This window comes from Candidatus Propionivibrio aalborgensis (assembly GCF_900089945.1).
GTDB classification, from domain to species: Bacteria; Pseudomonadota; Gammaproteobacteria; order Burkholderiales; family Rhodocyclaceae; genus Propionivibrio; species Propionivibrio aalborgensis.
This window is the reverse complement of the sequence record NZ_FLQY01000016.1, coordinates 1-22,819: the sequence shown is the minus strand read 5'-3', so window position 1 is coordinate 22,819 and position 22,819 is coordinate 1. Positions and strand designations below refer to the sequence as shown.

Sequence of the window (22,819 nt, the reverse complement as noted above, 5' to 3'; positions counted from 1 at the left end):
CGAATGCTGGTCGACGACGACGCCTTGACGAACGCGCGTATTGCTCTGGCTGTCGCCGTGCGTCAAGTCATCCGTAACGGCTTGTCCATTCTCGGTGTGAGCGCCCCCCAATCGATGTAACATTGAACCGGATAGATGCCCATGAGTCGTGACATGAAACCTCGCAAACACAGTAAAGCAACGGCCAGAAGAAGATCGGGAGGCGGCATGCTGGTCGGCATATTCGTCGGTCTGGTTCTTGGTGTACTCTGCGCAGCGGGTGTGGTCTGGTACATCTTCAAAACGCCGCCGCCTTTTTCCAACAAGGGCCAACCCTCGCCGTCCACCGCTCAGCAAGCCGGCACTACAGTTGCCCCGCTGGCGCTGCCCGGCAAGCCGGGTGATCCTGTTCCGCAGAATGGTGACAAGCCGCGTTTCGATTTCTACAAGATATTGCCTGGCAACGCCGAGGCCATCCCCGATCCGAAACCCACCGAAGTAGTCAAGGACAAGGGTGAAAAGGAAAACATGCTCAAGGAGTCGGTCTATTTGCAGACGGGCTCGTTCCAGAATGTCGATGACGCTGACAACCAGAAGACGAAACTCGCGTTAATGGGCGTAGAAGCGTCGGTTCAGCAGGTCATGCTTCAGGACAGGGTCTGGTATCGTGTCCGACTCGGGCCATTCAGGAAGATGGACGAAGTCAATAACATGCGTTCTGATCTTGCCAAGCAGGGTATAGAGGCGAGTCTGGTCAGAAAGGATTGAGGAGAAGAGAATGCAAAGGATGAAAACGTTCATTACGGGATGGTTTGCTGCCGTCGTACTCGCGCTGGTTTCGATGGCCCTGCCGGCGCATGCCCAACTCGCCGTCGGACGAGACTACACCGTGATCGAGCCGGCACAAGGGACCGATGATCCGGGCCGAATTGAGGTCGTCGAGTTTTTCTCCTACGCCTGCTCACACTGCAACGAATTTCACCCGCATGTCAGCAAGTGGGCGTCCAAACTGCCGGGTGACGTTACTTTCAAGCGTGTGCCGGTGAGCTTTAATCGTCCACAGTGGGCCAATCTTGCCCGGCTCTACTACGCACTTGAAGCGACCGGTGATCTCGCCAAGCTTGATGGAGAGGTCTTTCATGCCCTGCACGACAAGGGTTTGAGACTGATCGACGACGATAGCATCCAGGAATGGGCAGTGTCTCAAGGTGTTGATGCCAAGAAGTTTTCCGACGCCTACAACTCCTTTGGTGTGGTCAGCAAGACCAAGCGCGCCGATCAGATGGCCCAGAATTTCAGGATTCGTGGTGTTCCCGCGTTGGCGGTAGACGGCCGTTATCTGGTCGTTGGCCAGAGCGTTAAGTCGACCGCAGAACTTCTGCCGCTGACTGACAAAATCATCAACAAGGTGCGCGCAGAACGAAAACTGAAGAAGTAGCTTTCTTTGGCCGGAGCCATGCTCGCCGACCCGTGCATTCCGCCGCACTGAAGGTCTTCATCACCGGTGCGTCGTCCGGCATCGGCAGTGCGCTGGCCACGCACTATGCCAGGAAGGGCGCAGTACTCGGACTTGCTGCCCGGCGTGGCGATCAACTCGCGATACTCGCCGATACGCTGTTCAGCGAAGGCGCGAAACACGTTTCCTGCTATCCACTTGATGTTACCGATGCTGACGCACTGCGTTCGGCAGCGATAGACTTCATCACCAGTGAAGGCGCGCGCGCCCCCGACATCGTGATCGCGAACGCTGGCGTCTCTTCCGGCACCCTCACCGAATGCTCCGAAGATCTTGAGGCCTTCCGGCGCATCTTCGACATCAACGTCTATGGCATGGCAGCGACCTTTTCACCCTTCATCGCCGCCATGCGGCAAGCCGCCAAAGCGGGTATTCCGGTCCGCCTGGTCGGTATCGCTTCGGTGGCAGGTGTACGCGGCCTGCCCGGTGCCGAAGCCTACAGCGCCTCCAAGTCGGCAGCGATCACCTACCTCGAAAGCCTGCGGCTTGAAATGCGCGAATCCGGAATCAAGGTCGTCACCATCGCCCCTGGCTACATCGAAACGCCAATGACGGCAATCAATCCCTACCGGATGCCATTTCTGCTAACGGCCGATGACGCCGCGCGCCGCTTCGCACGCGCAATCGAACGCGGCACCAGCTACGCTGTCATTCCCTGGCAGATGGGCATCGTAGCCAAGGTTCTGCGCCTGCTGCCCAACGCGCTCTATGATCGATTATTCGTCAACGCCCCAAGAAAACCAAGAGTTCTGTAGCCGGTTCAAGACTGACGATCAAATCACTTTAAGCAGGTCGGCGCAGAGATCCTCAGCGCGCCGACGTCCGTCGCGCGTCAGCGTGATGGCGTTGTGCCAGGGGACAAACTGGGCGCGAAGCTCTTCATGGGTTCTGGCAGCAGTTACGGCTTCATAGATCGACAGATGCGCCATCGGGCCGCAGAACGTCTTCAGCGTGTTCATGATGTAGTTCTTGGCCATCTCCATCTCCTTCGGGTCGGGCTTATCCGGTACTTCGCGAAACGTGACAGTATTGACGATACCGGCCCCGGTGGCCGCGGCTGAGGCTTCGGGCTGTTTTGGAGACTCAATGTACCCGGCTTCCACCAACGTTTCGAGAGTCTGTTCCAAATCGTCGACCAACGCCATGGCGCGAATATCGTCATCCGTGCGTTTGCCGTCCAGCATGATCAGAACCCGTCTTACGCGCGGTGTCAGGCCACCACCACGCTGTTCGATCTCCGCAATGCCCTTCGGCGTCTTTACAAAAATAATACTCATTGAATACATCCTCCATACAGCAGTATGTTTTTATTGACTTATTTTTGTTTACTGTAACGGATTTGACTCTGCAAAAACAACGATAATGTCCTATTTTTGCGAGTTTTTGATGATTGTTATTTGATCCACCCGGATGATTTTGTATCGGGTGAATTGTATTCTGCGCAGCCATGAGCGAGCTGTCGCTATCGATGCCAGTCGGTTGACATGGCATGGCGGTGCGCACGATCTCGTGTGCCGGCCGCAACCGTGTCAAGCGCTCTGCGCGGTTTCCGCAAGCGTGGGATTCTTGCGCCGTGCCAGCAGGCTATACACCGTCGGCACCACAAATAGCGTGAAGAAGGTGCCGAGCAACAGGCCACCGACAATCACCCAGCCGATTTGCTGCCGGCTTTCGGCACCGGCACCTGTCGCCAGCGCCAGAGGAATGGCGCCAAGTACCATGGCACCCGTCGTCATCAAAATCGGCCGCAGCCGGAGCTCGGACGCCTCGATCACCGCCCGTTTGATGTCGCTACCCTTTTCCTGCAACTGATTGGCAAACTCGACAATCAGAATGCCGTGCTTGGTGATCAAACCGACCAGCGTCACCAGGCCAATCTGGCTATAGACGTTAAGCGTACCGCCGGTAAGCCACAAAGCGCCGAGAGCACCGGTCATCGACAGAGGCACGGTGAGCATGATAATGAAGGGATCACGGAAGCTTTCGAACTGTGCGGCCAGCACCAGATAGATAAACGCCAGCGCCAGCACGAAGGTGATTGCCAGCGACGAACTGGAAGTCTTGAATTCGCGTGACTGGCCCGCATAGTCGATGGCGTAGCCCGGCCTCAGAACTCGGTTGGCCGTTTGCTCCATGAAACCCAAAGCCTCGCCCATGGTATAGCCAGGCGCCAGATTGGCGGTAATCGTCACCGCACGACGCTGACCGAAATGATTGAGTTCACGCGGGCTGAGCGTTTCCGTAACGCTAATCAGGCTGTCAAGCGGAATCATGCCGCCGTCCTTTGCACGCACAAATATATCGCGAATATCCGAAGGGCGGGTTCGCTCGGCGTCGGCAAGCTGAACGATCACGTCGTATTGCTCGCCATCCTGTTTGAATCGCGTCACCTGCCGCCCACCCAGCATGGTCTCCAGCGTCCGGCCGATGGTTTCAATCTGCACGCCGGTATCCGAAGACTTCTCGCGGTTGACGTTAACCGAAAGCTCAGGCTTGTTGAGTTTGAGGTCGGTATCGACGTTGGTCAGCCCCGGATTCTTCGCCACTTCGGCGAGAATAGCGTTGGTTGTTTCCAGCAATTCGGGGTAGGTCGCCGATGTCACGACGACAAAATTGATCGGACGCTCGCGCGGGCTTTGTCCAAGTGAAGGCGGTTGTACGGGGAAGGCCAGCACTCCCGGGATGCCCATGAATTTTGGAAACAACTCTTTGACCACCTCGCCGGCGCTGCGTTTGCGCACCTTCCAGTCGCTCAGACCAACGAAGGAAATACCCTGGCTGACCGTCGGGTTGCCGGCCACGACGAAATAACGTTCGACGTCCTTGGTGTCGCTGTAGATTCCCTCAAGCTGGCGCGCGTACTTGTCGGTGTAGTCAAGCGTAGCACCCTCCGGCCCGAGGAAAACCCCCAGGATAATGCCGCGATCCTCGACCGGCGCCAGCTCCGATTTGAGCGCCTTGAGCAGGACAACGCTGGTGGCCGCGACGAACACGAACGCCAGCATGACAATCCAGCGGCGATCAAGCGCAGCGGTGAGCACCCGCCGGTAGCCAGCAGTCATCCATTCGAGGAATTGTTCGACACGCACGTAGGCGGCGCCATGCTTTTCTTCATGGCGCAGAAGGAGCGAGCACATCATCGGCGAGAGCGTCAGCGCGACAAAGCCGGAAACCAGCACCGCACCGGCCAGCGTCAGTGCAAATTCAACGAAAAGCTTGCCGGTGCGCCCGGTCATGAAAGCCACCGGCGCATAGACAGCAGCCAGCGTAATGGTCATCGCCACTACGGCAAAGCCGATTTCCTGCGCGCCCTTGAAGGCGGCTTCACGTCGCGGCATGCCTTCTTCGATATGGCGATAGATGTTCTCCAATACCACAATGGCATCGTCGACAACCAGGCCGATTGCCAGAACCAATGCAAGCAAAGTGAGCGTGTTGATCGTAAAACCGAGAATGAACATCAGCGCAAAGGCGCCGATCAGCGAAACAGGGATGGTAACCAGCGGAATCAACGTCGCCCGCACGTTGCGCAGGAAGAAGAAGATGATCAGCAGCACCAACACGATGGCCTCGGCGATGGCCGAGAAGACCGCCTCGATCGAGCGGTCTATGAACACGGACGAATCATAGGCAATCTCAACGCGCATACCCTCCGGCAATTCACTGGTAACCTTGGGCAACTCGGCGCGCAAGGCTCTTGAGAGTGTCAGCGGGTTTGCCGTAGCCTGCTTGATCACGCCCAGCGCAACCGCCGGCTTGCCTTTGAATCGCACCGTGCTGCGCTCAGACGCCGCGTCGATCTCGGCCCGACCAAGGTCGCTGATGCGCACCGGGTAACTACCCTTGGCATCGCCGGCCTGTTTTACGATGATGTCGGCAAACTGGTCGGGTTGCGTCAGGTCGGTTTTGGCCACCACCGAATACTCGCGGCTCTCGCTCTCGATACGCCCAGCCGGCACTTCGACGTTCTGCCGGCGCAGGGCATCTTCGACATCCTGCGGCGTGAGATGGAAAGCCGCCAGCCGTTCCCGGTCCAGCCAGATACGCATGGCGAATTTGCGCTCGCCGAATACACGGACGTTGGCCGCGCCAGGCAAGGTTTGCATACGCGGTTTGACGATGCGGTTGGCGATGTCGGTCACTTCCAGTGCCGAGTGTTTGTCCGAGGAAAATGCCAGCCAGATGATCGGATTGGCGTCGGCTTCAACCTTGGCGATCACCGGTTCGTCGACGTCAGTCGGCAACAGGTTGCGGACGCGCGAAACCCGATCACGCACATCGGATGCCGCCGAATCCGGATTGCGTTCGAGCTTGAAGCGTACTGAAATCTGACTGTTTTCCTGGCGTGAAATTGAAGTGATGACGTCAACGCCTTCGATACCGGCCAGCGAGTCCTCCAGCGGCTTGGTGATTCGCGACTCGATGATCTCGGCCGAAGCGCCACGATAGGTCGTATCGACCGTCACCACCGGCTCGTCGATTTTCGGATATTCGCGCACCGGCAGCCGCGTATAGGAAACCAGCCCGATCAGCATGACCGAAAGCGAGAGTACCGTCGCGAAAACGGGGCGACGGATACACAGGTCAGAGATTTTCATTGAGCCGGTCCGCCGACAACCATGACCTGCGCGCCGTCCCGCAACTTGAGCTGTCCGGCAATCACGATTTCGTCGCCGGCTGCCAGACCATCTGCGATCTCAACCTGTGCGTCACGCCGCAGCCCGGTTTTCACCGGCACGCGCGTGGCCTTGCCTGCGACCACGCGGTAAACGAACGGGGCTTCCGTATCAGGCACGATGGCCTGCTCCGGAATCATCAGTACTTCCTTGCGTTGTTCCAGGATCAGACGCACGCGCACGAACATTCCGGGCCGCAAACGGCCATCGGCATTGGACAGATGCGCCCGGCACGAAATGGCCCGGCCGCCCGTGTCGAAAAGGGGGTCGATGGCATCAAGAACAGCCTCGAACTTCTGCCCCGGCAAAGCGTCGCTAGTGGCTTCAACAGCCTGCCCTGGCTTGATCTGGCCGAGATAGGCTTCAGGCAGACGGAAGTCGATCTTCAGGATACCTATGTCCTCAAGGTTGATCAGCTCCTGACCTTCCTTTACGTAGTCACCAACGCTCACATTGCGGATACCAACCACGCCTGAGAATGGCGCCGTGATGCGTGTCTTGTCGAACCTGGCCTGAGCCAGTGCGAGTGCGGCCTTCTGCACCTCAAGGGTGGCCTGAGTATTGTCGAGCGCCTGCTGGCTGAGGAACTTCTTCTCGATCAGTTCCCGTGATCGCTTCAGGTTGGCTTGAGCAAGACGGAGATTGGCCCTCGCCTGTTCATATTCGGCCCTCTGCGTCGCCGCATCCAGCCCGACCAGAAGTGCGCCCTTGCTCACGGCAGAGCCATCCTTGAAATTGATGGACGAAATTCGCCCGGCGATCTCGGGGCGAAGCACGACGGATTCGTTTGAGCGCAAAGAACCGACGGCGGTTGCAACCAGCGCAAAATCGGCGGCCACTACTCGGGCCGTTTCAACTGGTAACCCGAAACCGCCCGGCTGATTGGCGGGGGAGCCGGCAGTGGACTTGTTTCCAGAAGTAGCGCCTTGCGCGCCACCGGAAATCGCTGGCGACAAGGGCCCGGAAGGGGAACGAAAGGCCGAATAGGCCCAAAACGCCATCCCGACCAAGCCAAGAATGGCGGCCATCAGTACCCAGGAACGATGTTTTTTGCGCGGCATGGCAGTCCGAATCTCCCGTCGCGACGGGCGAAATAAATCAGGAGTTAATGACCGGTCAGTCAGTAACTGCGAAGTCTACCGGAGCTGGATGCATTTGGATAGCTCTGATGGAAATATCCGATTCAAGCTTCGGGAAAAAACGCCGATAATTCGATCAAGGATTTAAGTAAGGACAGGAAGAAGCAATGAGAATTCCAGCCGAAGTGGTGTCGCCGTACATCAATGAAGGCGACAACAAAGCGTTCGCTGAAGACAAGAAGGCGGGCCCGATAGAAAACCCGGCCCGGCTTCGTGCCACCTTGCCCCACTCATCTCAGGAGCCGCGGCAGGCTGTTGACGAGGGAAAGCCTGCTGTTGACGAAGGCCGCGAGCGTTCACCGCTTCGCAACAGGCGTAGTGATCGGCCCGTCAGCAAGGAGCGGCGGTTGGATGATCGCCGCAAGGAACAGATTCCGGTATTGCTCGACACTCGCCTTACGCGGTGTCGCCGGGCAAGCTCCCATTCTCAGGCCATCAATTTCAGGATCTGATCTTCCGATCCCGCTTTGCAAGGATCCGGAACGCAACTCAGACGATGATCGCCTGCGCCTCGCCCTCGCTACGCGCTGCGATGTAGCCAATTTCCAGCGCCTCCTGCGCGTTCGCATGCAACTGAGACAGCGCCTGCTGGACGTTTTCACGAGCCACAATGATCGCCATGCCGATGCCGCAGTTGAAGACGCGATGCATTTCGTGATCGGCAACCTGGCCCTCGCTCTGCAACCACTGGAAAAGCTTGGGCCGTAACCAGCTCGATTGCTCGATGACGGCCTTGACTGACTGCGGCAGCACGCGCGGAACGTTTTCCGTAAGGCCACCTCCCGTGATATGCGCCATGCCCTTGATCGGCAACGCCGCCATCAGCGCAAGAATGGGCTTTACGTAAATGCGCGTCGGCGCCATCAGCGCGTCAGCCAGGGTTCGGGTTTGCGCGCCGTCGCCATCGAAGGCAGTGTCGAGATCCGGATTCGAGCGGGCGATTATCTTGCGAACCAGCGAATAGCCGTTGGAATGAGCGCCGGAGGACGGCAGACCCAGGACGACGTCGCCCGGAACGATTTCTCGGCCCGTAATGATGGCCGACTTTTCAACCACGCCGACGGCAAAACCGGCCAGATCGTATTCACCATCCGGGTACATGCCCGGCATTTCAGCCGTCTCGCCGCCGATCAGGGCACACCCAGCATATTCGCAGCCCTGAGCAATTCCCTCGATGACACTGGCCGCCGTATCGACATCCAGCTTGCCGCAGGCGAAGTAGTCGAGGAAGAAAAGCGGCTCGGCACCCTGAACCAGCACATCATTGACGCTCATCGCGACGAGGTCGATACCGACCGTGTCATGGCGCTTGAGTTCGAAGGCCAGCTTGAGTTTCGTTCCCACGCCATCGGTGCCGGATACCAGTACCGGCTGGCGATAACGGCTGGTGGGCACTTCGAAAAGCGCGCCAAAGCCTCCCAACCCTCCCAGAACCCCTTCGCGCAGGGTGCGCTTGGCAAAGGGCTTGATGCGCTCGACCAGTTCGTCGCCCGCACTGATATCAACACCGGCATCACGATAGGAAAGCGACTGCTTTGCATGCTGATTCATCTTGTAGCGTGTCCCAAACGAGGCTAGCGAAGTCGCGGAGGTGCTAAAATGCGCGATTCCATCAGCAAAGGTCGGAATTTTATCCGAATTAGCCTCTCGCGTGCTGCCAGCACAGCGGCTTGCAGCACCTTCCCAATGCGCCAGCTTATCCTTGATTTATTGCCGGAAGCCTCGCCTCGCCTCGATAACTTTGTCGCAGGAGGCAATGTTGAGATGTTGACCGGGCTTGCGGCCTGGCTCGCACCCGACAGCTCCGAAGCCTCGCTGTTCTTGTGGGGCGAGAAAGGTTCCGGAAAGACCCACCTGTTGCACGCCTGCGAAGCCGAGTACAGCGACGCATCAACTGACCCCGACCTGACGAGAATGGCTCGCGCAGGCGAGGACAGCATGAGTGACGCCCGGTTTTTGTACGCAGTAGATAACGTCGAAATGCTGAGCGAGACCGGGCAGATCGCGCTCTTCAATCTGTTCAATCGCCTCCCGGCTTCGGGCAGACGCCTGATAACGACTGCCAGCCAGCCACCCCTTAAACTCTCATTGCGCGAGGACCTGCGCACCCGGCTCGGCTCGGGCTTGATCTATCGTCTGCATGCACTTAGCGACGGAGAGAAAAAGGTGGCTCTGGCAACGCAAGCCGAGGCGCGTGGCTTGCGCCTGCCACAGGATGCGCTCGATTATCTGTTGGCCCGCGCACCGCGCGACATGCGCAGCCTCGCGGCGCTCCTTGCTGCACTTGACCGTTATTCGCTTGAGCAAAAGCGTGCCATTACAGTGCCTCTGTTGCGCGAAGTACTGGAGTTCGAAAACCTCTCTGAAGCAAAGGCGTAGCGGAAAGCCAGCCATGCAACTTGCCTTGTTCGATCTTGACAATACGCTTCTCTCGGGCGACAGCGATTACGAATGGACGCAACATTTGATCAGCAAGGGCGTGCTCGATCGCGACAGCTTCGAGAGACGCAATGCCGAATTCTTCGAACAATACAAGTCGGGCACGCTGAACATCCACGAATTCCTTGATTTTCAGCTCGCTTCACTGGCCGAAAACACGCACGCCGATCTTCAAACATGGCATGAAGAATTCATGGCCGATCGCGTACGGCCGATGATTGGGCAAAAGGCCCGTGACCTCGTCAAACGCCATCAGGACAATGGTGACCTGTGCGCCATGGTTACGGCCACCAACAGTTTCGTCACCGGCCCGATCTGCCACGAATTGAACATACCCCACCTGATTGCCACCATCCCGGCTCAGGAGAACGGTCGATTCACGGGCAAACCGCGAGGGACGCCTGCTTTTCGGGAAGGGAAAGTCACCCGCGTCGAGGACTGGCTTGAATCGATGGGCTTGTGCTGGAAGAGCTTTGAGCGTAGCTGGTTCTATAGCGATTCGCTGAACGATCTGCCACTGCTGTCTCTTGTCAGCAATCCAGTGGCTGTCGATCCTGACAGCACGCTGCACGCCTACGCGGAATCTGCAGGTTGGCCCATCCTGAGTTTGCGTTGATGGTATGCAGCAATATGCTATTTGAAGTTAAGCGACTGATTTTCGTGAGAAATACGGCTATCATTGCGCGTAATTCATGACCCGGAAAATAAGCAGAAACGAGCGATGATCCGCAAATTCATAACCCGTGTCTTCGGACGCAAAGCGCCTGGCGCATCCGGCGAGCCCGCAGTTATCGGCGTCGGCAAACACGGTATCCGCCGCGACGCCATCAGCAGCGGCAGTCGGCGCACCGTGGAGACACTTCAAAAGAATGGCTACAAAGCCTATGTCGTGGGTGGGGCAGTGCGCGACCTGATCGCCGGCCTTGTCCCCAAGGACTATGACGTCGCCACCAACGCCACACCGGAACAGGTGCGCCGCTGCTTCCGTCGTGCTCGCATCATCGGACGCCGCTTCCAGATCGTGCACGTGATGATGGGGTCGGAGACCATCGAAGTCACCACGTTTCGCGGCCACCACGATCAACATGTCGGCAACAAGGCTCAGACCGACGACCAGGGCCGCGTGTTGCGCGACAACGTTTTCGGCAGCGAGAAGGACGATGCAGCGCGGCGCGACTTCACGGTCAATGCCCTGTACTTCGACCCAACCTCCGAAACCATCGTCGACTATCACCACGGCGTGGCCGATCTGAAGCAAAAGACGCTGCGCATGATTGGCGATCCAAAAATCCGCTACCGCGAAGACCCCGTGCGCATGCTGCGCGCCGTGCGCCTGGCGGCAAAACTTGGTTTGACCATCGACCCGGCCGCCGGCCGGCCGATTCGTGAAATGTCCGAGCTCATCGAGAACGTCCCGCCTTCCCGCCTGTTCGACGAAATGCTCAAGCTGTTGACTTCGGGCCATGCCGTCAGGTGCGTGGAACAACTCCGCGCCGAAGGGCTGCATCACGGGCTGCTGCCCTTGCTCGATGTGATTCTCGAACAGCCGATGGGCGAACGTTTCGTCATGCTTGCCTTGGAAAACACCGACCGTCGTGTGCGTGAGGGCAAGCCGATCTCGCCCGGTTTCCTTTTCGCCACTTTGCTCTGGCACGAAGTTCTGGCCAAGTGGGACGCCCTCATGACTGGTGGTGATCGCCAGGCCCTGACACGCATCCCGGCGCTCTTTCAGGCCATGGACGAAGTACTCGACGTTCAAGCCGAAAAACTGGCGATCACGCGTCGAATCGCCGGCGACATCAAGGACATCTGGGCGCTGCAACCGCGTTTCGAACAGCGTTCGGGAAAGCGCCCCTTTGGCGTACTCGAACAACCCCGATTCCGAGCCGGTTACGACTTTCTGCTCCTGCGTGCCGAATCCGGCGAAGTGGATGGCGAACTGGGTCAGTGGTGGACGGATTTCATGAATCACGATGGCGACGCCCGTAGCGCCATGCTGCTGCCGGCAAGAGCGAGCGAGACAAAGAAACGCAGGCGCCGCAAGCGCCGGATTGCCCCGGACTCCTCCACAGAAACAGCGGAATGAATTGAACCAACCGATGCGACTCGCCTACGTCGCGCTCGGCGCCAATCTGGCCGACCCGGTCGCTCAGGTTCGCGCCGCGCTTGAAGCACTGACACGGCTTCCGCAATCGCGCCTGCTGCGCGCCTCGTCGCTTTACAGCTCAGCACCGGTCGGCATTCGTGGCCAACCCGATTTCATCAACGCCGTCGCAGCCATTGAAACCATGCTGACGCCTCAGGCGATGCTCGCCGCCCTGTTCGAAGTCGAAGAACAGTTTGGAAGGCGGCGCGATTTTCACCATGCACCGCGCACGCTCGATCTGGATCTTCTGCTCGTTGACGGACAGATCATCGACAGCCCACAGCTCCAGTTGCCGCACCCGCGCATGCATCTGCGCGCCTTTGTCATTGCTCCGCTGATCGAAATCTCCCCGCAGTGTCGGATTCCAGGTCGCGGTCACGCAGCGGCATGGCTACCGGCAGTCAGCATGCAAGCGATCGAACGCCTCAATTCTCGGGAGCCATGAAGTATCGGGAAATCGACCCCGTGCGTTCGCGCCCATCATTTTTTCATGCAACAGCCGCTCAAGCTTGACTATCCTTGGGCAGCTCTGTGTATCCTAGGCACTGCGTATTTCGTATACCGTTCTAATTGTTCGCAATCACTCGGGGAGGGTGTGTCATGGGTCTATTCGGGAAGTCATCGCAAGACGCAGAGTTGCGCCAGCAACTGAATGTTGCTCAGAGCGAAATCGGCCATTTGAAACAGCAACTCGCCGATCTGGAGGCAGAACGCAAATCGATCGAGGATCGTTACAACTCAACGGCGGCCGTGAGCAGGGACCGGGACGACTTATACCAAAATCTCGGACGCTTCGGGCTCAGTCTCTCGGAATCGCAATCAAGTCTCGCGGAAATAGCAGCGATTATGAAGGAAAAAATTGCTGCCGCGACCAAGGCCGCAGAAATGTCCAGCGCCAGCCGCGACCTGACACGTACACTCAGCGACAATCTGAGTCTGCTGGCCGGCAACTCACACGGCACGATGGATCAGGTCGAAGGCCTCAATGCCAGCACCGAGAAGATCGGAAGCATTTTGGCGCTGATCAAGGAAATCGCAGACCAGACCAACTTGCTGGCTCTTAATGCGGCGATCGAAGCGGCCCGTGCCGGCGAAGCCGGGCGCGGCTTCGCGGTGGTCGCCGACGAGGTGCGCAAGCTGGCGGAACGTACGACCAAGGCCACCAACGACATTTCGGGATTGATTGGCAACATCAAGAACGACACGCTGCGTGCCAAGGACTGCATGTCCGATCTCTCGGGTCAAGCCGACGATTTCGGTCAACAAGGCATAGCTGCCACCGAGCACATCGAAGAGATACTGAGTCTTTCAAATAAAATGGAAGCGGTGATCATCGATGCCGGACTGCGCAGCTTTACCGAACTCGCTAAGGTTGACCACCTTGTCTATAAATTCGAGGTCTACAAGGTGTTCATTGGCATCTCCGACAAACGTTCCGAAGATTTTGCCAGCCACAAGGCTTGCCGTCTCGGGCAGTGGTACTACGAAGGCGACGGCAAGACGTGTTTTTCGAAGCTCGACGGCTATCAGGCGATGGAGACCCCGCATCAGCAGGTCCATCAGTTCGGTCGAGAGGCCGTCGCCAAGCTGCTCGACGGTGACTTCAGCGGCGGCACCCAGCTACTCACCCGCATGGAAGAAGCAAGCCAACAAGTTCTGGAATGCCTCAGCCGCATGGCGGCAGCCGGCTTGAGTGGCTCGGCAACATGATCCCGTAGAAATACGCCCGCATTGATGAAGAATACCCTGCGTACCGGGGTTCGCAACATTGTTGTCGAGGGCCCGATCGGCGTCGGCAAGACCAGCCTCGCCAGACGCCTGGGGGAACATCTGGACGCCGAATTATTGCTTGAGCAGCCGGAAACCAATCCATTTCTCAGCCGTTTTTATCAGAACCAGCAACGCTACGCACTGCAGACACAGCTTTTCTTCCTTTTCCATCGCCTTGACCAATTGCATGAACGTACTCAACTTCAACTCTTCCCGCGAACCGTGGTGAGTGATTACCTGCTGGAGAAGGACCTGTTGTTCGCTGGCCTGACCCTTAACGAAGACGAGTACAAACTTTACCGTCAAATCTATGATCGACTTTCGCCCCAGGCTTCCGTTGCACCCGATCTGGTAATCTACCTGCAGGCCAAACCAGAAACGCTGATTGCTCGTGTCCGCAAGCGCGGTATCGACATGGAGCGCCGGATCAGCGACGACTACCTGATGCTCCTGGGCGAGAGCTATACGCGATTCTTTCACCACTATGATGATGCGCCGGTAATGGTGGTTAACTCCGAGAATCTCAACTTTGCTGACAGCACCGATGATTTTTTGCTGCTCGTCCAGCGTATCGAATCCATGCGCGGTCGCCGCGAATACTTCAATAGAGGGGACTAATCCATGTCCACGCATTCCGCAACACGACGATTGACGCAACTTGACCTGGCAAAGATGCGGGCGGACGGGGAAAAGATCGCCGTTCTCACCTGTTACGATGCGAGCTTCGCGCAGTTGTGCGATGCCGCTGGGGTCGAAGTCCTGCTGGTTGGCGATTCGCTCGGCATGGTGCTTCAAGGCCACGATTCAACGCTGCCGGTGACCGTTGACGACATTGCCTACCATACCCGCAGCGTAGCGTGCGGAGCCAAACACGCTTTGGTCGCAGCGGACTTGCCGTGGTCGTCCTATCAGGAGTCACCTGTTCAGGCCTACCGCAACGCCGCCAGGCTGATGGCTGCCGGAGCTCAGATGGTGAAGCTGGAAGGCGGTATCGAAATGGCGGAGACCGTTGCATTTCTGACGCAGCGCGGCATTCCCGTCTGGGCGCATGTAGGCCTGACCCCGCAGTATGTGCACACTCTCGGCGGCTATCGTGTGCAGGGTCGGGGTGACGCAGCCGCCAAAGTCATGGCGGATGCCAAAGCTCACGTTGCAGCGGGCGCGGCCATGCTGCTGCTGGAAGCGATTCCGTCTGACCTGGCCGCCAAGGTCACCACTGAAAACCACGCTCCATCCATTGGCATCGGAGCAGGCAAGGATTGCTCGGGGCAAGTCCTCGTCCTGCACGATATGCTGGATGTCACCCCAGGCAAGAAACCACGCTTTGTCAAGAACTTCATGGACGGTCAACGGTCTATCGCCACTGCCATCGCCGCTTATGTCGCGGCGGTCAAGGACGGCAGCTTCCCCGGCCCGGAACATTGTTATTGACTTAACCTCTTTCAACCAAGAAGCACAAAACCCCATGCAGATTCACTCCGCCATTCCCGACCTGCGCCACGCCCTGAGAAACCATGGCCGCGTGGTCTTCGTCCCGACCATGGGTAACCTGCACGATGGCCACCTCTCGCTGATGGTGCAGGCGCGCGAACACGGGCATACGGTCGTCGCCAGCATTTTTGTCAATCGTCTGCAGTTCGGTCCGAATGAGGATTTCGAGAAATACCCGCGCACCTTTGAAGCCGACTGCGAAAAACTCCGGGAAGCGGACATTGATCTGCTGTTCGCACCGACCGAGGCCGACCTCTACCCCGAACGGCAGCAATATTATGTCGATCCGCCCGGTATCCAGAACCAGCTCGAGGGTGAAGTGCGTCCCGGTCATTTCCGGGGCGTTGCGACCGTCGTACTCAAACTGTTCAATATCGTACAGCCGCAGGTTGCCGTGTTCGGCAAGAAGGACTACCAGCAACTGATGATTCTGCGCAACATGACACGACAACTGGCGCTGCCCATTGAAATCGTCGGCGGCGAAACGGTGCGTGCCGATGATGGCCTGGCGCTTTCGTCGCGCAATGGTTACCTGTCACCGTCCGAGCGGAGCGAAGCTCCACGTCTTTACCGCATTCTGAGCGGTATCCGCGAAGCGGTTCTTGCTGGCGATAAGGACTTCGAGAGACTCGAACGTGCGGCCACTGTCGAACTCGACAGTCACGGCTGGAAGACCGACTACGTTGCAATACGCCAGCAATCCGACCTGCAGGTTCCACTGGCCGGAAACAATCCGCTCGTAGTGCTTGCTGCCAGCAGACTTGGCACACCGAGACTCATTGATAACATTGACATTTAATCTCTGCAACACGGCCTTGACAGCCTGAGATTAGCCGTTACAATGCGTATCCCCCAACACAACTTGCACGGGCAAAACCATGCAGAGAACGATGCTGAAGTCGAAGCTGCACCGCGTGACCACAACCCACGCGGAGCTTCATTATGAAGGATCATGCGCTATCGACGAGGACCTGCTCGACGCGGCCAACATCCGCGAGTATGAGCAGATCGATATCTGGAATGTCAATAATGGTGAGCGTTTCACGACCTACGCCATTCGTGCCGAACGTCGGTCGGGCATCATCTCGGTGAATGGTTCGGCGGCGCGCAAAGCTGCGCCAGGCGACATTCTCATCATTGCCAGTTTTGCGGTCTACAACGAAGTCGAACTCGCGAAATACGCACCGGCGCTGATCTACTTTGACGCACAAAACCGCATCGCGCGCCAAGGTAGTTCGATACCAGCGCAAGCGGCCGCCTGAACCGACGCTCCCCGACGTTCCGCTTCTCGCGTAATAAAAAAGCCCTGGCGGGTAGACCGGCCAGGGCTTTTTGTTGGTGAAGCGTCTTTAGTGCTTGCTTGCTCCCGATGCTCCGAAGCCCGTCTGACCACGAATGTACTGGTCTTCAAACGCTGCAATTTCGGACTTTGCCCTTACGCTCGAATCAGACTTCGAGACGATGAAGGCCAGCAGGAAAGCGATCGGCATGGCGAAAAGTGCCGGCTGGGTATAGGGGAACAGCGGCGCTGGATTGGCCAGCACATCAACCCATACCGACTTGGAAAGCACGACGAAGGTGACGGCGGAAAAGAGGCCGCCATAGCCGCCGAAAAGTGCTCCACGTGTGGTCAGGCCTCTCCAGAACATCGAAAGGATGAGCACCGGGAAGTTGGCCGCAGCCGCGACACCGAAGGCCAGGCCGACCATGAATGCGACGTTTTGCTTTTCGAACAGGATGCCGAGGATGATGGCCACGACACCGAGACAGATGGTGGCGATCCTCGAAACGCGGATCTCCGAAGCTTCCGTGGCCTTGCCTTTCTTGAACACGTTGGCGTAGAGATCGTGCGAAATCGCCGATGCGCCTGCCAGCGCCAGTCCGGAAACCACAGCAAGGATGGTCGCGAAGGCAACGGCTGCCATGAAGCCGAGCAGCATGTCGCCGCCAACCGCCTTGGCCAAATGCATGGCGACCATGTTACCACCGCCGATCAGACTGCCGCCGATCGTGCCGCCTTCAAAAAACTCAGGGTTCTGGCCGACGATCAGGATGGCACAAAGGCCCATCAGGAAAATCACGTTGAAGAAGTAGGCTACGAAGCCGGATGCATAGAGCACCGACTTGCGCGCTTCCTTGGCATCGGTCACGGTGAAGAAACGCATCAGGATGTGTGGTAGGCCGGCGGTACCGAACATCAGACCAAGGCCTAGGGAAATGGCATTGATCGGATTGGACAACAGACCGCCTGGTGTCATCAGCTTGAACCCCAGCGCATGAGTCGACGTCGCCTTCTCGACAAGGGTATGGAAAGAGAATCCGAACTGGCTGAAGGCCAGCAGCATTGCCAGCGTGCCGCCAAACAGCAGCATGCAGGCCTTGATAATCTGCACCCAGGTCGTGGCAACCATACCGCCAAAGGTCACATAGACCATCATCAGGATACCCACGCCAATGATAGCGACATTGTAATCGAGCCCAAAAAGCAGCTTGATCAACTGGCCGGCGCCGACCATCTGGGCGATCAGGTAAAAGCAGACCACAGTCAGTGACGAAATCGCCGCCATGGTCCGCACCTTGCCCTGGTCAAGACGGAAGGCCGTTATGTCGGAAAAGGTGAAGCGCCCGAGATTGCGTAGGCGTTCAGCCATCAGGAAGAGAATGATCGGCCAACCGGCGAAGAAGGACAGCATATACAGGTAGCCGTCGAAGCCCTTGCTGTAGACCAGTGCCGTCAAGCCGAGAAGCGTAGCGGCTGACATATAGTCACCGGCAATGGCCAAGCCGTTTTGGAAACCGGTGATACCGCCACCGGCCGTATAGAAGTCAGCCGTGGACTTGGTGCGGTTGGACGCCCAGTAGGTGATGCCCATGCTCAAAGCCACAAAAGCACAGAACATGATGATTGCGTGCCAGTTGGTCGCCTGTTTTTCCATGACGCCTTCTACCGGCGGCCCAGCGTAGGCCAAAGCACAAAAGATGAAGAGTCCTGCTGCGTTGGCAAGTTGAGTCATGCGTCGCATTATTTGACCTCCTTACGGGCTTGCTTGATGACTTCCTGAGTCAGGTTGTCGAATTCGGTATTGGCGCGTCGTACGTAAAGCGCCGAGAGCACCCAGAATAAAACGAAGAGAAAAAGCTCTGCGGCGACCCCCACCGTCAACATGGAACCATCGCTGACAGGTTGACCGAGGGTGCTTGGATTGTAAGCAACCATCAATACGAAGCCGTAAAACAGGACTAGAACGACAATTGAAAGCGTCCAGGCGAAGCGCCCTCGTTTTGCAACGAGCTCCTGGAATTTCGGATTGACCCGCATCCGCTCATAAATTTCACTGCTCATAGCATTACCCCCCTTTGAAAAAACTGCAGGATGAAACAAAAAATTGGGGATCATATACGGATTTGCTTAAATATGGAATTGGTAAGTGGTTAATAAGTATTGGATATTTGTTGGCCCATAGCTCCCGTTTTTTCCTCCTGTTCTTGCCCATTACCCCATATGCAGCCAATTTCGCTAAAATGAGCGGTTGGCGCCACACGACACCGGCCGCGCTTTTCAAAGCAACACAACCTTGTTCCCGTTTCCCAACTATTTCCTCCAGCCAATTTTCAGAAAGAAAGGATCACTTCCCGATGGAACGAATTTTCAATTTCAGCGCCGGGCCGGCCACTCTCCCCCAGGAAGTTCTCGAACTGGCGCGCGACGAGCTTGCCAATTGGCATGGTTGCGGCATGTCGGTCATGGAAATGTCGCATCGCGGCAAGGAATACATGGGAATTCAGGCCGAAGCCGAAGCCGATCTTCGTGAACTGATGGGAATTCCGGCCAACTACAAGGTGCTTTTCCTGCAAGGCGGTGCATCCAGTCAGTTCGCCATGGTGCCGATGAATTTGCTGCGCGGCAAAGCGTCCGCCGACTATCTGAACACCGGCGAATGGTCGAAGAAGGCCATCAAGGAAGCGAAGAAATACTGCGCGGTTAACGTTGTTGCGTCATCGGAAGACAAGAACTTCTCCTACGCTCCTGCGCAGGATGCATGGAAACTCGACCCAAATGCGGCCTATGTCCACTACACGCCAAATGAGACGATCGGCGGCGTCGAAATCTTCTGGACTCCGCAGACCGGCGACGTGCCACTGGTTGCCGATATGTCTTCGACTATCCTGTCGCGCCCGATCGACGTGTCGAAGTTTGGCCTGATCTACGCCGGCGCCCAGAAGAACATCGGCCCGGCCGGCCTGACGCTGGTCATTGTGCGTGATGATCTGCTTGGCCAGACCATCAACGGAACGCCAACCATGTTCGACTACAAGACCCACGCCGAGAACGAATCGATGTACAACACGCCTCCGACCTATGCCATCTATATTGCCGGACTGGTATTCAAGATGCTCAAGGCCAAGGGCGGGCTGGCGGCCATGGAGAAAGCCAACCGCGCGAAAGCACAATTGCTTTACGACGCACTGGATGCTTCCCGCTTCTTCAACTCGCCAGTGGCACCCGAGAATCGGTCGCTGATGAACATTCCCTTCACCCTGAAAAATGCCGTATGCGATGACGAATTCCTCAAGGACGCGAAAGGGCGCAGCATGGTGCAACTCAAGGGCCACCGCTCCGTCGGCGGGATGCGCGCATCGATCTACAATGCCATGCCCATCGAAGGCGTTCAGACGCTGGTCAATCTCATGAAGGACTTCGAGAAAAAGCACGGTTAAGCGCGCGATGACTACGATGGGCAAGACCAAGCGTACTCATCGTACTTGCCGTGATTTATCACGCTTCTCTGGATCCAACAGCAAATAGACGAGGAAACACGCATGACCCGCAAAATTCAGACACTCAATGCCATCTCGAAGAAGGGGCTTTCCCGGCTGCCCGAAGACTATGTCGTCAGCAATGACGGCACCGAACCGGACGCCATTCTGGTGCGCTCCCAGGTAATGCACGAACTGCCCATTCCGTCCAGCGTCCTCGCCATCGGCCGCGCTGGTGCCGGTACCAACAATATTCCGATCAAGACCATGAGCGAACGCGGCGTGGTCGTGTTTAACGCGCCGGGCGCCAATGCCAATGCAGTCAAGGAACTAGTCATCGCCGGCATGCTGATCGGAACGCGCAACTTGTACCCGGCGCTCAATTTTGTGAACGGTTTGAAGGGGGACGACGAGGCGCTGCACAAGCAGGTCGAGGCGGGCAAGAAGCATTATGTCGGGCATGAGCTGAGCGGCAGTACGCTGGGCATCATTGGTCTGGGTGCGATCGGCTCGATGCTTGCGGAATCGGCCATCCAGCTCGGCATGAACGTTATCGGCTTCGATCCGGATATCACCGTGGACGCGGCCTGGCGCCTGCCCGCGCATGTCAAAAAGGCAGCCAGCGTGGATGATCTGGTAAAGCGTGCGGATTTCGTCAGCATACACGTTCCCTTTCTTCCCGCGACCAAGGATTTGATCAATGCCGAGCGCGTCAAGCTGATGAAGAAGGGCTGCATTCTGCTCAACTTTGCCCGTGATGGCATCGTCAATGAGCAGGCCGTACTCGATGGCCTCAACGACGGCAAACTGCATGCCTATGTTTGTGATTTCGCGAGCAACCTGCTACGCCAGCATCCGCGCTTTGTCGCACTGCCGCATCTCGGCGCCTCGACCGAGGAAGCCGAAGAAAACTGTGCCATCATGGTGGCCGATCAGGTGGCCGACTATCTGGAAAACGGCAACATTCTCAATGCCGTTAATTTCCCCAACATCGCCATGCCGCGCGAATCCGGCTATCGGCTGGCCATCGCCAACGCCAATGTGCCGAACATGCTGGGACAAATCTCGACGACACTCGCCGACGCCGGGCTGAACATCCATAACATGGTCAACAAGTCGCGCGGCGATCTCGCTTTCACGCTGGTGGATGTCGAAACGGCTGTGCCGCAAGCCGTCATCGATCAATTGAACGCGATCAGCGGCGTATTGCGTGTGCGTTACCTGCCGTCCTGAAATGCGTCATCAAGGCGAGAAACGAGAACAACATGTCTGTCAAACCCATACCCGATGGCTACCACAGCGTCACGCCGTATCTGAGCATTAAAGGTGCCGCCGAGGCCATCGAGTTTTACAAGCAGGCCCTGGGGGCGAATGAGTTGTTTCGTCTGGTTATGCCCAGTGGCGATATCGGACATGCGGAAATAATGATCGGCGATTCGCACATCATGATGGCCGACCCGTGTGAAGAGTTCAATTTCCGTAGCCCCAAGGTGCTGGGTGGCTCGTCGGTTGGGTTGCACGTGTATGTCGAGGATGTAGACAAACTTTTTGCCCAGGCGGTCGCAGCAGGTGCGAAGGTCGTAAAGCCCGTGCAAGACCAATTCTATGGCGACCGTGGCGGCACGCTGGAAGACCCGTTCGGACACGTCTGGTTTCTGGCAACGCATAAGGAAGACCTTGCGCCAGAGGAAATCAACAGACGTGCCGAAGCGCTCTTCAAGCAGGGCAATGGGCAAGGCTAGGGGCAGAAGTAGCGCGCCGTCGTTTCGCAGCGTCATGTCTCCAGAATAGAAAAAGCCGTTCAGTGATCACTGAACGGCTTCTCCGGAGGCTTCCAGCCCAAAACGGCTTATCAGCTTCAGGCAACCAGCGGGGAAAGGCTGGTACGCATCTTTTGCATGGCTTTGGTTTCAATCTGGCGAATGCGCTCGGCGGAAACACCGAATTCATCAGCCAACTCATGCAATGTTGCGGGATCATCGCTGAGCCAGCGCTCCTCAACGATCCGGCGGCTACGCTCGTCGAGGTCGGAAAGCGCTGCCTGCAATCCCTCGCCCTGAAGATGATCGCGAGCGCGCGATTCAAGCACCTGTGTCGGCTCGCTACGGTTATCCTCAAGGTAAGCAATCGGTGCAAAATCATCCGCGTCGTCCCGACCCGATTCAAGCGCCAGATCACGACCCGATAGGCGGGTTTCCATCTCGATGACTTCTTCCGGCTTCACGCTGAGCTGATGCGCAACATTGGCCACCTGCGGAGATGTCAAAGACTCACTTCCCGGCTTCATGCTGCGCAGATTGAAAAACAGCTTGCGTTGCGACTTGGTCGTGGCCAATTTGACCATACGCCAGTTTCTCAGCACGTATTCGTGGATTTCGGCCTTGATCCAGTGCATCGCGAAGGACACAAGACGCACACCATGGGCCGGATCAAAGCGTCTGACGGCCTTCATCAGACCGATGTTTCCTTCCTGAATCAAATCGGCATGTGGCAGGCCGTAGCCGAGGTACCCACGGGCAATCGACACTACCAGACGCAGGTGAGAGAGGACCAACTGGCGCGCCGCCTCAAGATCCTCCTCGTCGCGGAATCGCGTCGCCAGCCGAACCTCCTCCTCCTGCGTCAGAAGCGGGAACTGCCGCGTTGCCTGAATGTAGGCGTCAATATTTCCAACCGAGGAGATCGACGGAAAAACAAGAGCTTGCGTCATTTCAACCTCTCCTTTCTATTGTTCACGAGATCATTTTAGCACTCAATAGCTGAGAGTGCTAAGAGGGCGAAAAGTTTCTTGTATCGGTTTGTAATTGAGGAAATCCAGCAAAGAACGTTCGATCCTGTAAAGGCGACACGAGTGTTGTTTTGATTGCCGCGTCGCCTCGATGGGCCGTTGTCAGGTTGAATACGC

The 22,819-nt window shown here is 57.3% G+C and carries 24 protein-coding genes; 17 read left to right on the top strand and 7 right to left on the bottom strand.

All coding sequences use genetic code 11. The features are described from left to right. Positions 1-3: 3 nt before the first annotated feature. The 4 genes from PROAA_RS19240 to PROAA_RS01365 are packed head-to-tail and all read left to right on the top strand — an operon-like array spanning position 4 to position 2,250. Positions 4-120, top strand: coding sequence for a DALR anticodon-binding domain-containing protein (locus tag PROAA_RS19240; protein WP_281182212.1), 117 nt, complete (start codon positions 4-6; stop codon positions 118-120). A gap of 33 nt (positions 121-153) precedes the next feature. After that, entirely contained in the window at positions 154-747 is a 594-nt protein-coding gene (locus PROAA_RS01375; protein ID WP_245664109.1) for an SPOR domain-containing protein, read from the top strand. Between the two features lie 10 nt (positions 748-757). Next, a complete protein-coding gene (locus PROAA_RS01370; protein WP_222102039.1) occupies positions 758-1,417 on the top strand; it encodes a thiol:disulfide interchange protein DsbA/DsbL in 660 nt (219 codons plus the stop codon). 32 nt (positions 1,418-1,449) lie between these two features. Next, the gene (locus PROAA_RS01365; protein ID WP_186409594.1) at positions 1,450-2,250 is read left to right on the top strand and encodes an SDR family oxidoreductase; all 801 of its coding nucleotides are present in this window, start codon (positions 1,450-1,452) and stop codon (positions 2,248-2,250) included. Between the two features lie 18 nt (positions 2,251-2,268). Here the strand turns inward: PROAA_RS01365 and PROAA_RS01360 are convergent, their stop codons facing one another. The 3 genes from PROAA_RS01360 to PROAA_RS01350 form a co-directional block, all read right to left on the bottom strand. Then, a complete protein-coding gene (locus tag PROAA_RS01360; protein WP_186409593.1) occupies positions 2,269-2,772 on the bottom strand; it encodes a hypothetical protein in 504 nt (167 codons plus the stop codon). Positions 2,773-3,024: 252 nt separating this feature from the next. Then, a complete protein-coding gene (locus PROAA_RS01355; protein ID WP_186409592.1) occupies positions 3,025-6,093 on the bottom strand; it encodes an efflux RND transporter permease subunit in 3,069 nt (1,022 codons plus the stop codon). After that, the gene (locus PROAA_RS01350; protein WP_186409591.1) at positions 6,090-7,232 is read right to left on the bottom strand and encodes an efflux RND transporter periplasmic adaptor subunit; all 1,143 of its coding nucleotides are present in this window, start codon (positions 7,230-7,232) and stop codon (positions 6,090-6,092) included. The genes PROAA_RS01355 and PROAA_RS01350 overlap by 4 nt, the downstream gene beginning before the upstream one ends. Before the next feature lie 185 nt (positions 7,233-7,417). On the opposite strand from PROAA_RS01350, the gene PROAA_RS01345 reads away from it, so the two are divergent. After that, positions 7,418-7,762 (top strand): hypothetical protein, encoded by a 345-nt coding sequence (locus PROAA_RS01345; protein WP_186409590.1) that lies wholly within the window; start codon positions 7,418-7,420, stop codon positions 7,760-7,762. 37 nt (positions 7,763-7,799) lie between these two features. On the opposite strand, the gene purM is transcribed toward PROAA_RS01345, so the two are convergent. Then, positions 7,800-8,861: a phosphoribosylformylglycinamidine cyclo-ligase gene (gene purM, locus PROAA_RS01340; RefSeq protein WP_186409589.1), complete on the bottom strand. Its 1,062-nt coding sequence runs from the start codon at positions 8,859-8,861 to the stop codon at positions 7,800-7,802. A 135-nt stretch (positions 8,862-8,996) separates the two neighbouring features. Between purM and hda the strand changes: the two genes are divergently transcribed. The 9 genes from hda (at position 8,997) to panD (ending at position 16,418) form a co-directional block, all read left to right on the top strand. Continuing rightward, the gene (gene hda / locus PROAA_RS01335; protein WP_186409588.1) at positions 8,997-9,689 is read left to right on the top strand and encodes a DnaA regulatory inactivator Hda; all 693 of its coding nucleotides are present in this window, start codon (positions 8,997-8,999) and stop codon (positions 9,687-9,689) included. Between the two features lie 13 nt (positions 9,690-9,702). Further along, positions 9,703-10,365: a histidinol-phosphatase gene (locus tag PROAA_RS01330; protein ID WP_186409587.1), complete on the top strand. Its 663-nt coding sequence runs from the start codon at positions 9,703-9,705 to the stop codon at positions 10,363-10,365. Positions 10,366-10,470: 105 nt separating this feature from the next. Continuing rightward, a complete protein-coding gene (gene pcnB / locus PROAA_RS01325; RefSeq protein WP_186409586.1) occupies positions 10,471-11,835 on the top strand; it encodes a polynucleotide adenylyltransferase PcnB in 1,365 nt (454 codons plus the stop codon). Between the two features lie 13 nt (positions 11,836-11,848). Next, a complete protein-coding gene (gene folK / locus PROAA_RS01320) occupies positions 11,849-12,340 on the top strand; it encodes a 2-amino-4-hydroxy-6-hydroxymethyldihydropteridine diphosphokinase (protein ID WP_186409585.1) in 492 nt (163 codons plus the stop codon). 155 nt (positions 12,341-12,495) lie between these two features. After that, positions 12,496-13,605 carry a methyl-accepting chemotaxis protein gene (locus PROAA_RS19235; RefSeq protein WP_186409584.1) on the top strand — a complete coding sequence of 370 codons (1,110 nt, stop codon included), beginning with the start codon at positions 12,496-12,498 and terminating at the stop codon, positions 13,603-13,605. A 24-nt stretch (positions 13,606-13,629) separates the two neighbouring features. Next, positions 13,630-14,283, top strand: coding sequence for a deoxynucleoside kinase (locus PROAA_RS01310; RefSeq protein ID WP_186409583.1), 654 nt, complete (start codon positions 13,630-13,632; stop codon positions 14,281-14,283). Positions 14,284-14,286: 3 nt separating this feature from the next. Then, on the top strand, positions 14,287-15,096 hold the full coding sequence (gene panB, locus PROAA_RS01305) for a 3-methyl-2-oxobutanoate hydroxymethyltransferase (protein ID WP_186409582.1): 810 nt from the start codon (positions 14,287-14,289) through the stop codon (positions 15,094-15,096). A 34-nt stretch (positions 15,097-15,130) separates the two neighbouring features. Beyond that, a complete protein-coding gene (gene panC, locus PROAA_RS01300; protein ID WP_186409581.1) occupies positions 15,131-15,955 on the top strand; it encodes a pantoate--beta-alanine ligase in 825 nt (274 codons plus the stop codon). Between the two features lie 91 nt (positions 15,956-16,046). Further along, positions 16,047-16,418 carry an aspartate 1-decarboxylase gene (gene panD / locus PROAA_RS01295; RefSeq protein WP_245664108.1) on the top strand — a complete coding sequence of 124 codons (372 nt, stop codon included), beginning with the start codon at positions 16,047-16,049 and terminating at the stop codon, positions 16,416-16,418. An 87-nt stretch (positions 16,419-16,505) separates the two neighbouring features. Here the strand turns inward: panD and PROAA_RS01290 are convergent, their stop codons facing one another. Both PROAA_RS01290 and PROAA_RS01285 read right to left on the bottom strand, forming a co-directional pair. Next, a complete protein-coding gene (locus tag PROAA_RS01290) occupies positions 16,506-18,179 on the bottom strand; it encodes a cation acetate symporter (protein ID WP_186409579.1) in 1,674 nt (557 codons plus the stop codon). Continuing rightward, the gene (locus PROAA_RS01285; RefSeq protein WP_342669200.1) at positions 18,179-18,553 is read right to left on the bottom strand and encodes a DUF485 domain-containing protein; all 375 of its coding nucleotides are present in this window, start codon (positions 18,551-18,553) and stop codon (positions 18,179-18,181) included. The genes PROAA_RS01290 and PROAA_RS01285 overlap by 1 nt, the downstream gene beginning before the upstream one ends. A gap of 239 nt (positions 18,554-18,792) precedes the next feature. Between PROAA_RS01285 and serC the strand changes: the two genes are divergently transcribed. From serC to PROAA_RS01270, 3 genes are all read left to right on the top strand, one after another. After that, positions 18,793-19,875 carry a 3-phosphoserine/phosphohydroxythreonine transaminase gene (gene serC / locus PROAA_RS01280; RefSeq protein WP_186409578.1) on the top strand — a complete coding sequence of 361 codons (1,083 nt, stop codon included), beginning with the start codon at positions 18,793-18,795 and terminating at the stop codon, positions 19,873-19,875. Positions 19,876-19,977: 102 nt separating this feature from the next. After that, positions 19,978-21,147, top strand: a complete 1,170-nt coding sequence (locus tag PROAA_RS01275) for a phosphoglycerate dehydrogenase (protein WP_186409577.1) — start codon at positions 19,978-19,980, stop codon at positions 21,145-21,147. Between the two features lie 32 nt (positions 21,148-21,179). Next, on the top strand, positions 21,180-21,656 hold the full coding sequence (locus PROAA_RS01270) for a VOC family protein (protein ID WP_186409576.1): 477 nt from the start codon (positions 21,180-21,182) through the stop codon (positions 21,654-21,656). Positions 21,657-21,772: 116 nt separating this feature from the next. On the opposite strand, the gene rpoH is transcribed toward PROAA_RS01270, so the two are convergent. Further along, a complete protein-coding gene (rpoH, locus tag PROAA_RS01265; RefSeq protein WP_186409575.1) occupies positions 21,773-22,624 on the bottom strand; it encodes an RNA polymerase sigma factor RpoH in 852 nt (283 codons plus the stop codon). Positions 22,625-22,819 lie beyond the last annotated feature (195 nt).

What these genes read in the sequence shown, in the direction of transcription:
- PROAA_RS19240 (WP_281182212.1), top strand. Translation starts at nt 4, where the DNA reads ATGCTGGTCGACGACGACGCCTTGACGAACGCGCGTATTGCTCTGGCT.
- hda (WP_186409588.1), top strand. Translation starts at nt 8,997, where the DNA reads ATGCGCCAGCTTATCCTTGATTTATTGCCGGAAGCCTCGCCTCGCCTC.
- rpoH (WP_186409575.1), bottom strand. Translation starts at nt 22,624, where the DNA reads ATGACGCAAGCTCTTGTTTTTCCGTCGATCTCCTCGGTTGGAAATATT.
- PROAA_RS01285 (WP_342669200.1), bottom strand. Translation starts at nt 18,553, where the DNA reads ATGATCCCCAATTTTTTGTTTCATCCTGCAGTTTTTTCAAAGGGGGGT.
- PROAA_RS01330 (WP_186409587.1), top strand. Translation starts at nt 9,703, where the DNA reads ATGCAACTTGCCTTGTTCGATCTTGACAATACGCTTCTCTCGGGCGAC.
- purM (WP_186409589.1), bottom strand. Translation starts at nt 8,861, where the DNA reads ATGAATCAGCATGCAAAGCAGTCGCTTTCCTATCGTGATGCCGGTGTT.
- PROAA_RS01355 (WP_186409592.1), bottom strand. Translation starts at nt 6,093, where the DNA reads ATGAAAATCTCTGACCTGTGTATCCGTCGCCCCGTTTTCGCGACGGTA.
- PROAA_RS01370 (WP_222102039.1), top strand. Translation starts at nt 758, where the DNA reads ATGCAAAGGATGAAAACGTTCATTACGGGATGGTTTGCTGCCGTCGTA.
- folK (WP_186409585.1), top strand. Translation starts at nt 11,849, where the DNA reads ATGCGACTCGCCTACGTCGCGCTCGGCGCCAATCTGGCCGACCCGGTC.
- PROAA_RS01270 (WP_186409576.1), top strand. Translation starts at nt 21,180, where the DNA reads ATGTCTGTCAAACCCATACCCGATGGCTACCACAGCGTCACGCCGTAT.
- panD (WP_245664108.1), top strand. Translation starts at nt 16,047, where the DNA reads ATGCTGAAGTCGAAGCTGCACCGCGTGACCACAACCCACGCGGAGCTT.
- PROAA_RS01350 (WP_186409591.1), bottom strand. Translation starts at nt 7,232, where the DNA reads ATGCCGCGCAAAAAACATCGTTCCTGGGTACTGATGGCCGCCATTCTT.
- PROAA_RS01310 (WP_186409583.1), top strand. Translation starts at nt 13,630, where the DNA reads ATGAAGAATACCCTGCGTACCGGGGTTCGCAACATTGTTGTCGAGGGC.
- PROAA_RS01275 (WP_186409577.1), top strand. Translation starts at nt 19,978, where the DNA reads ATGACCCGCAAAATTCAGACACTCAATGCCATCTCGAAGAAGGGGCTT.
- PROAA_RS01290 (WP_186409579.1), bottom strand. Translation starts at nt 18,179, where the DNA reads ATGCGACGCATGACTCAACTTGCCAACGCAGCAGGACTCTTCATCTTT.
- PROAA_RS01360 (WP_186409593.1), bottom strand. Translation starts at nt 2,772, where the DNA reads ATGAGTATTATTTTTGTAAAGACGCCGAAGGGCATTGCGGAGATCGAA.
- serC (WP_186409578.1), top strand. Translation starts at nt 18,793, where the DNA reads ATGGAACGAATTTTCAATTTCAGCGCCGGGCCGGCCACTCTCCCCCAG.
- PROAA_RS01345 (WP_186409590.1), top strand. Translation starts at nt 7,418, where the DNA reads ATGAGAATTCCAGCCGAAGTGGTGTCGCCGTACATCAATGAAGGCGAC.
- pcnB (WP_186409586.1), top strand. Translation starts at nt 10,471, where the DNA reads ATGATCCGCAAATTCATAACCCGTGTCTTCGGACGCAAAGCGCCTGGC.
- panB (WP_186409582.1), top strand. Translation starts at nt 14,287, where the DNA reads ATGTCCACGCATTCCGCAACACGACGATTGACGCAACTTGACCTGGCA.
- PROAA_RS01375 (WP_245664109.1), top strand. Translation starts at nt 154, where the DNA reads ATGAAACCTCGCAAACACAGTAAAGCAACGGCCAGAAGAAGATCGGGA.
- panC (WP_186409581.1), top strand. Translation starts at nt 15,131, where the DNA reads ATGCAGATTCACTCCGCCATTCCCGACCTGCGCCACGCCCTGAGAAAC.
- PROAA_RS19235 (WP_186409584.1), top strand. Translation starts at nt 12,496, where the DNA reads ATGGGTCTATTCGGGAAGTCATCGCAAGACGCAGAGTTGCGCCAGCAA.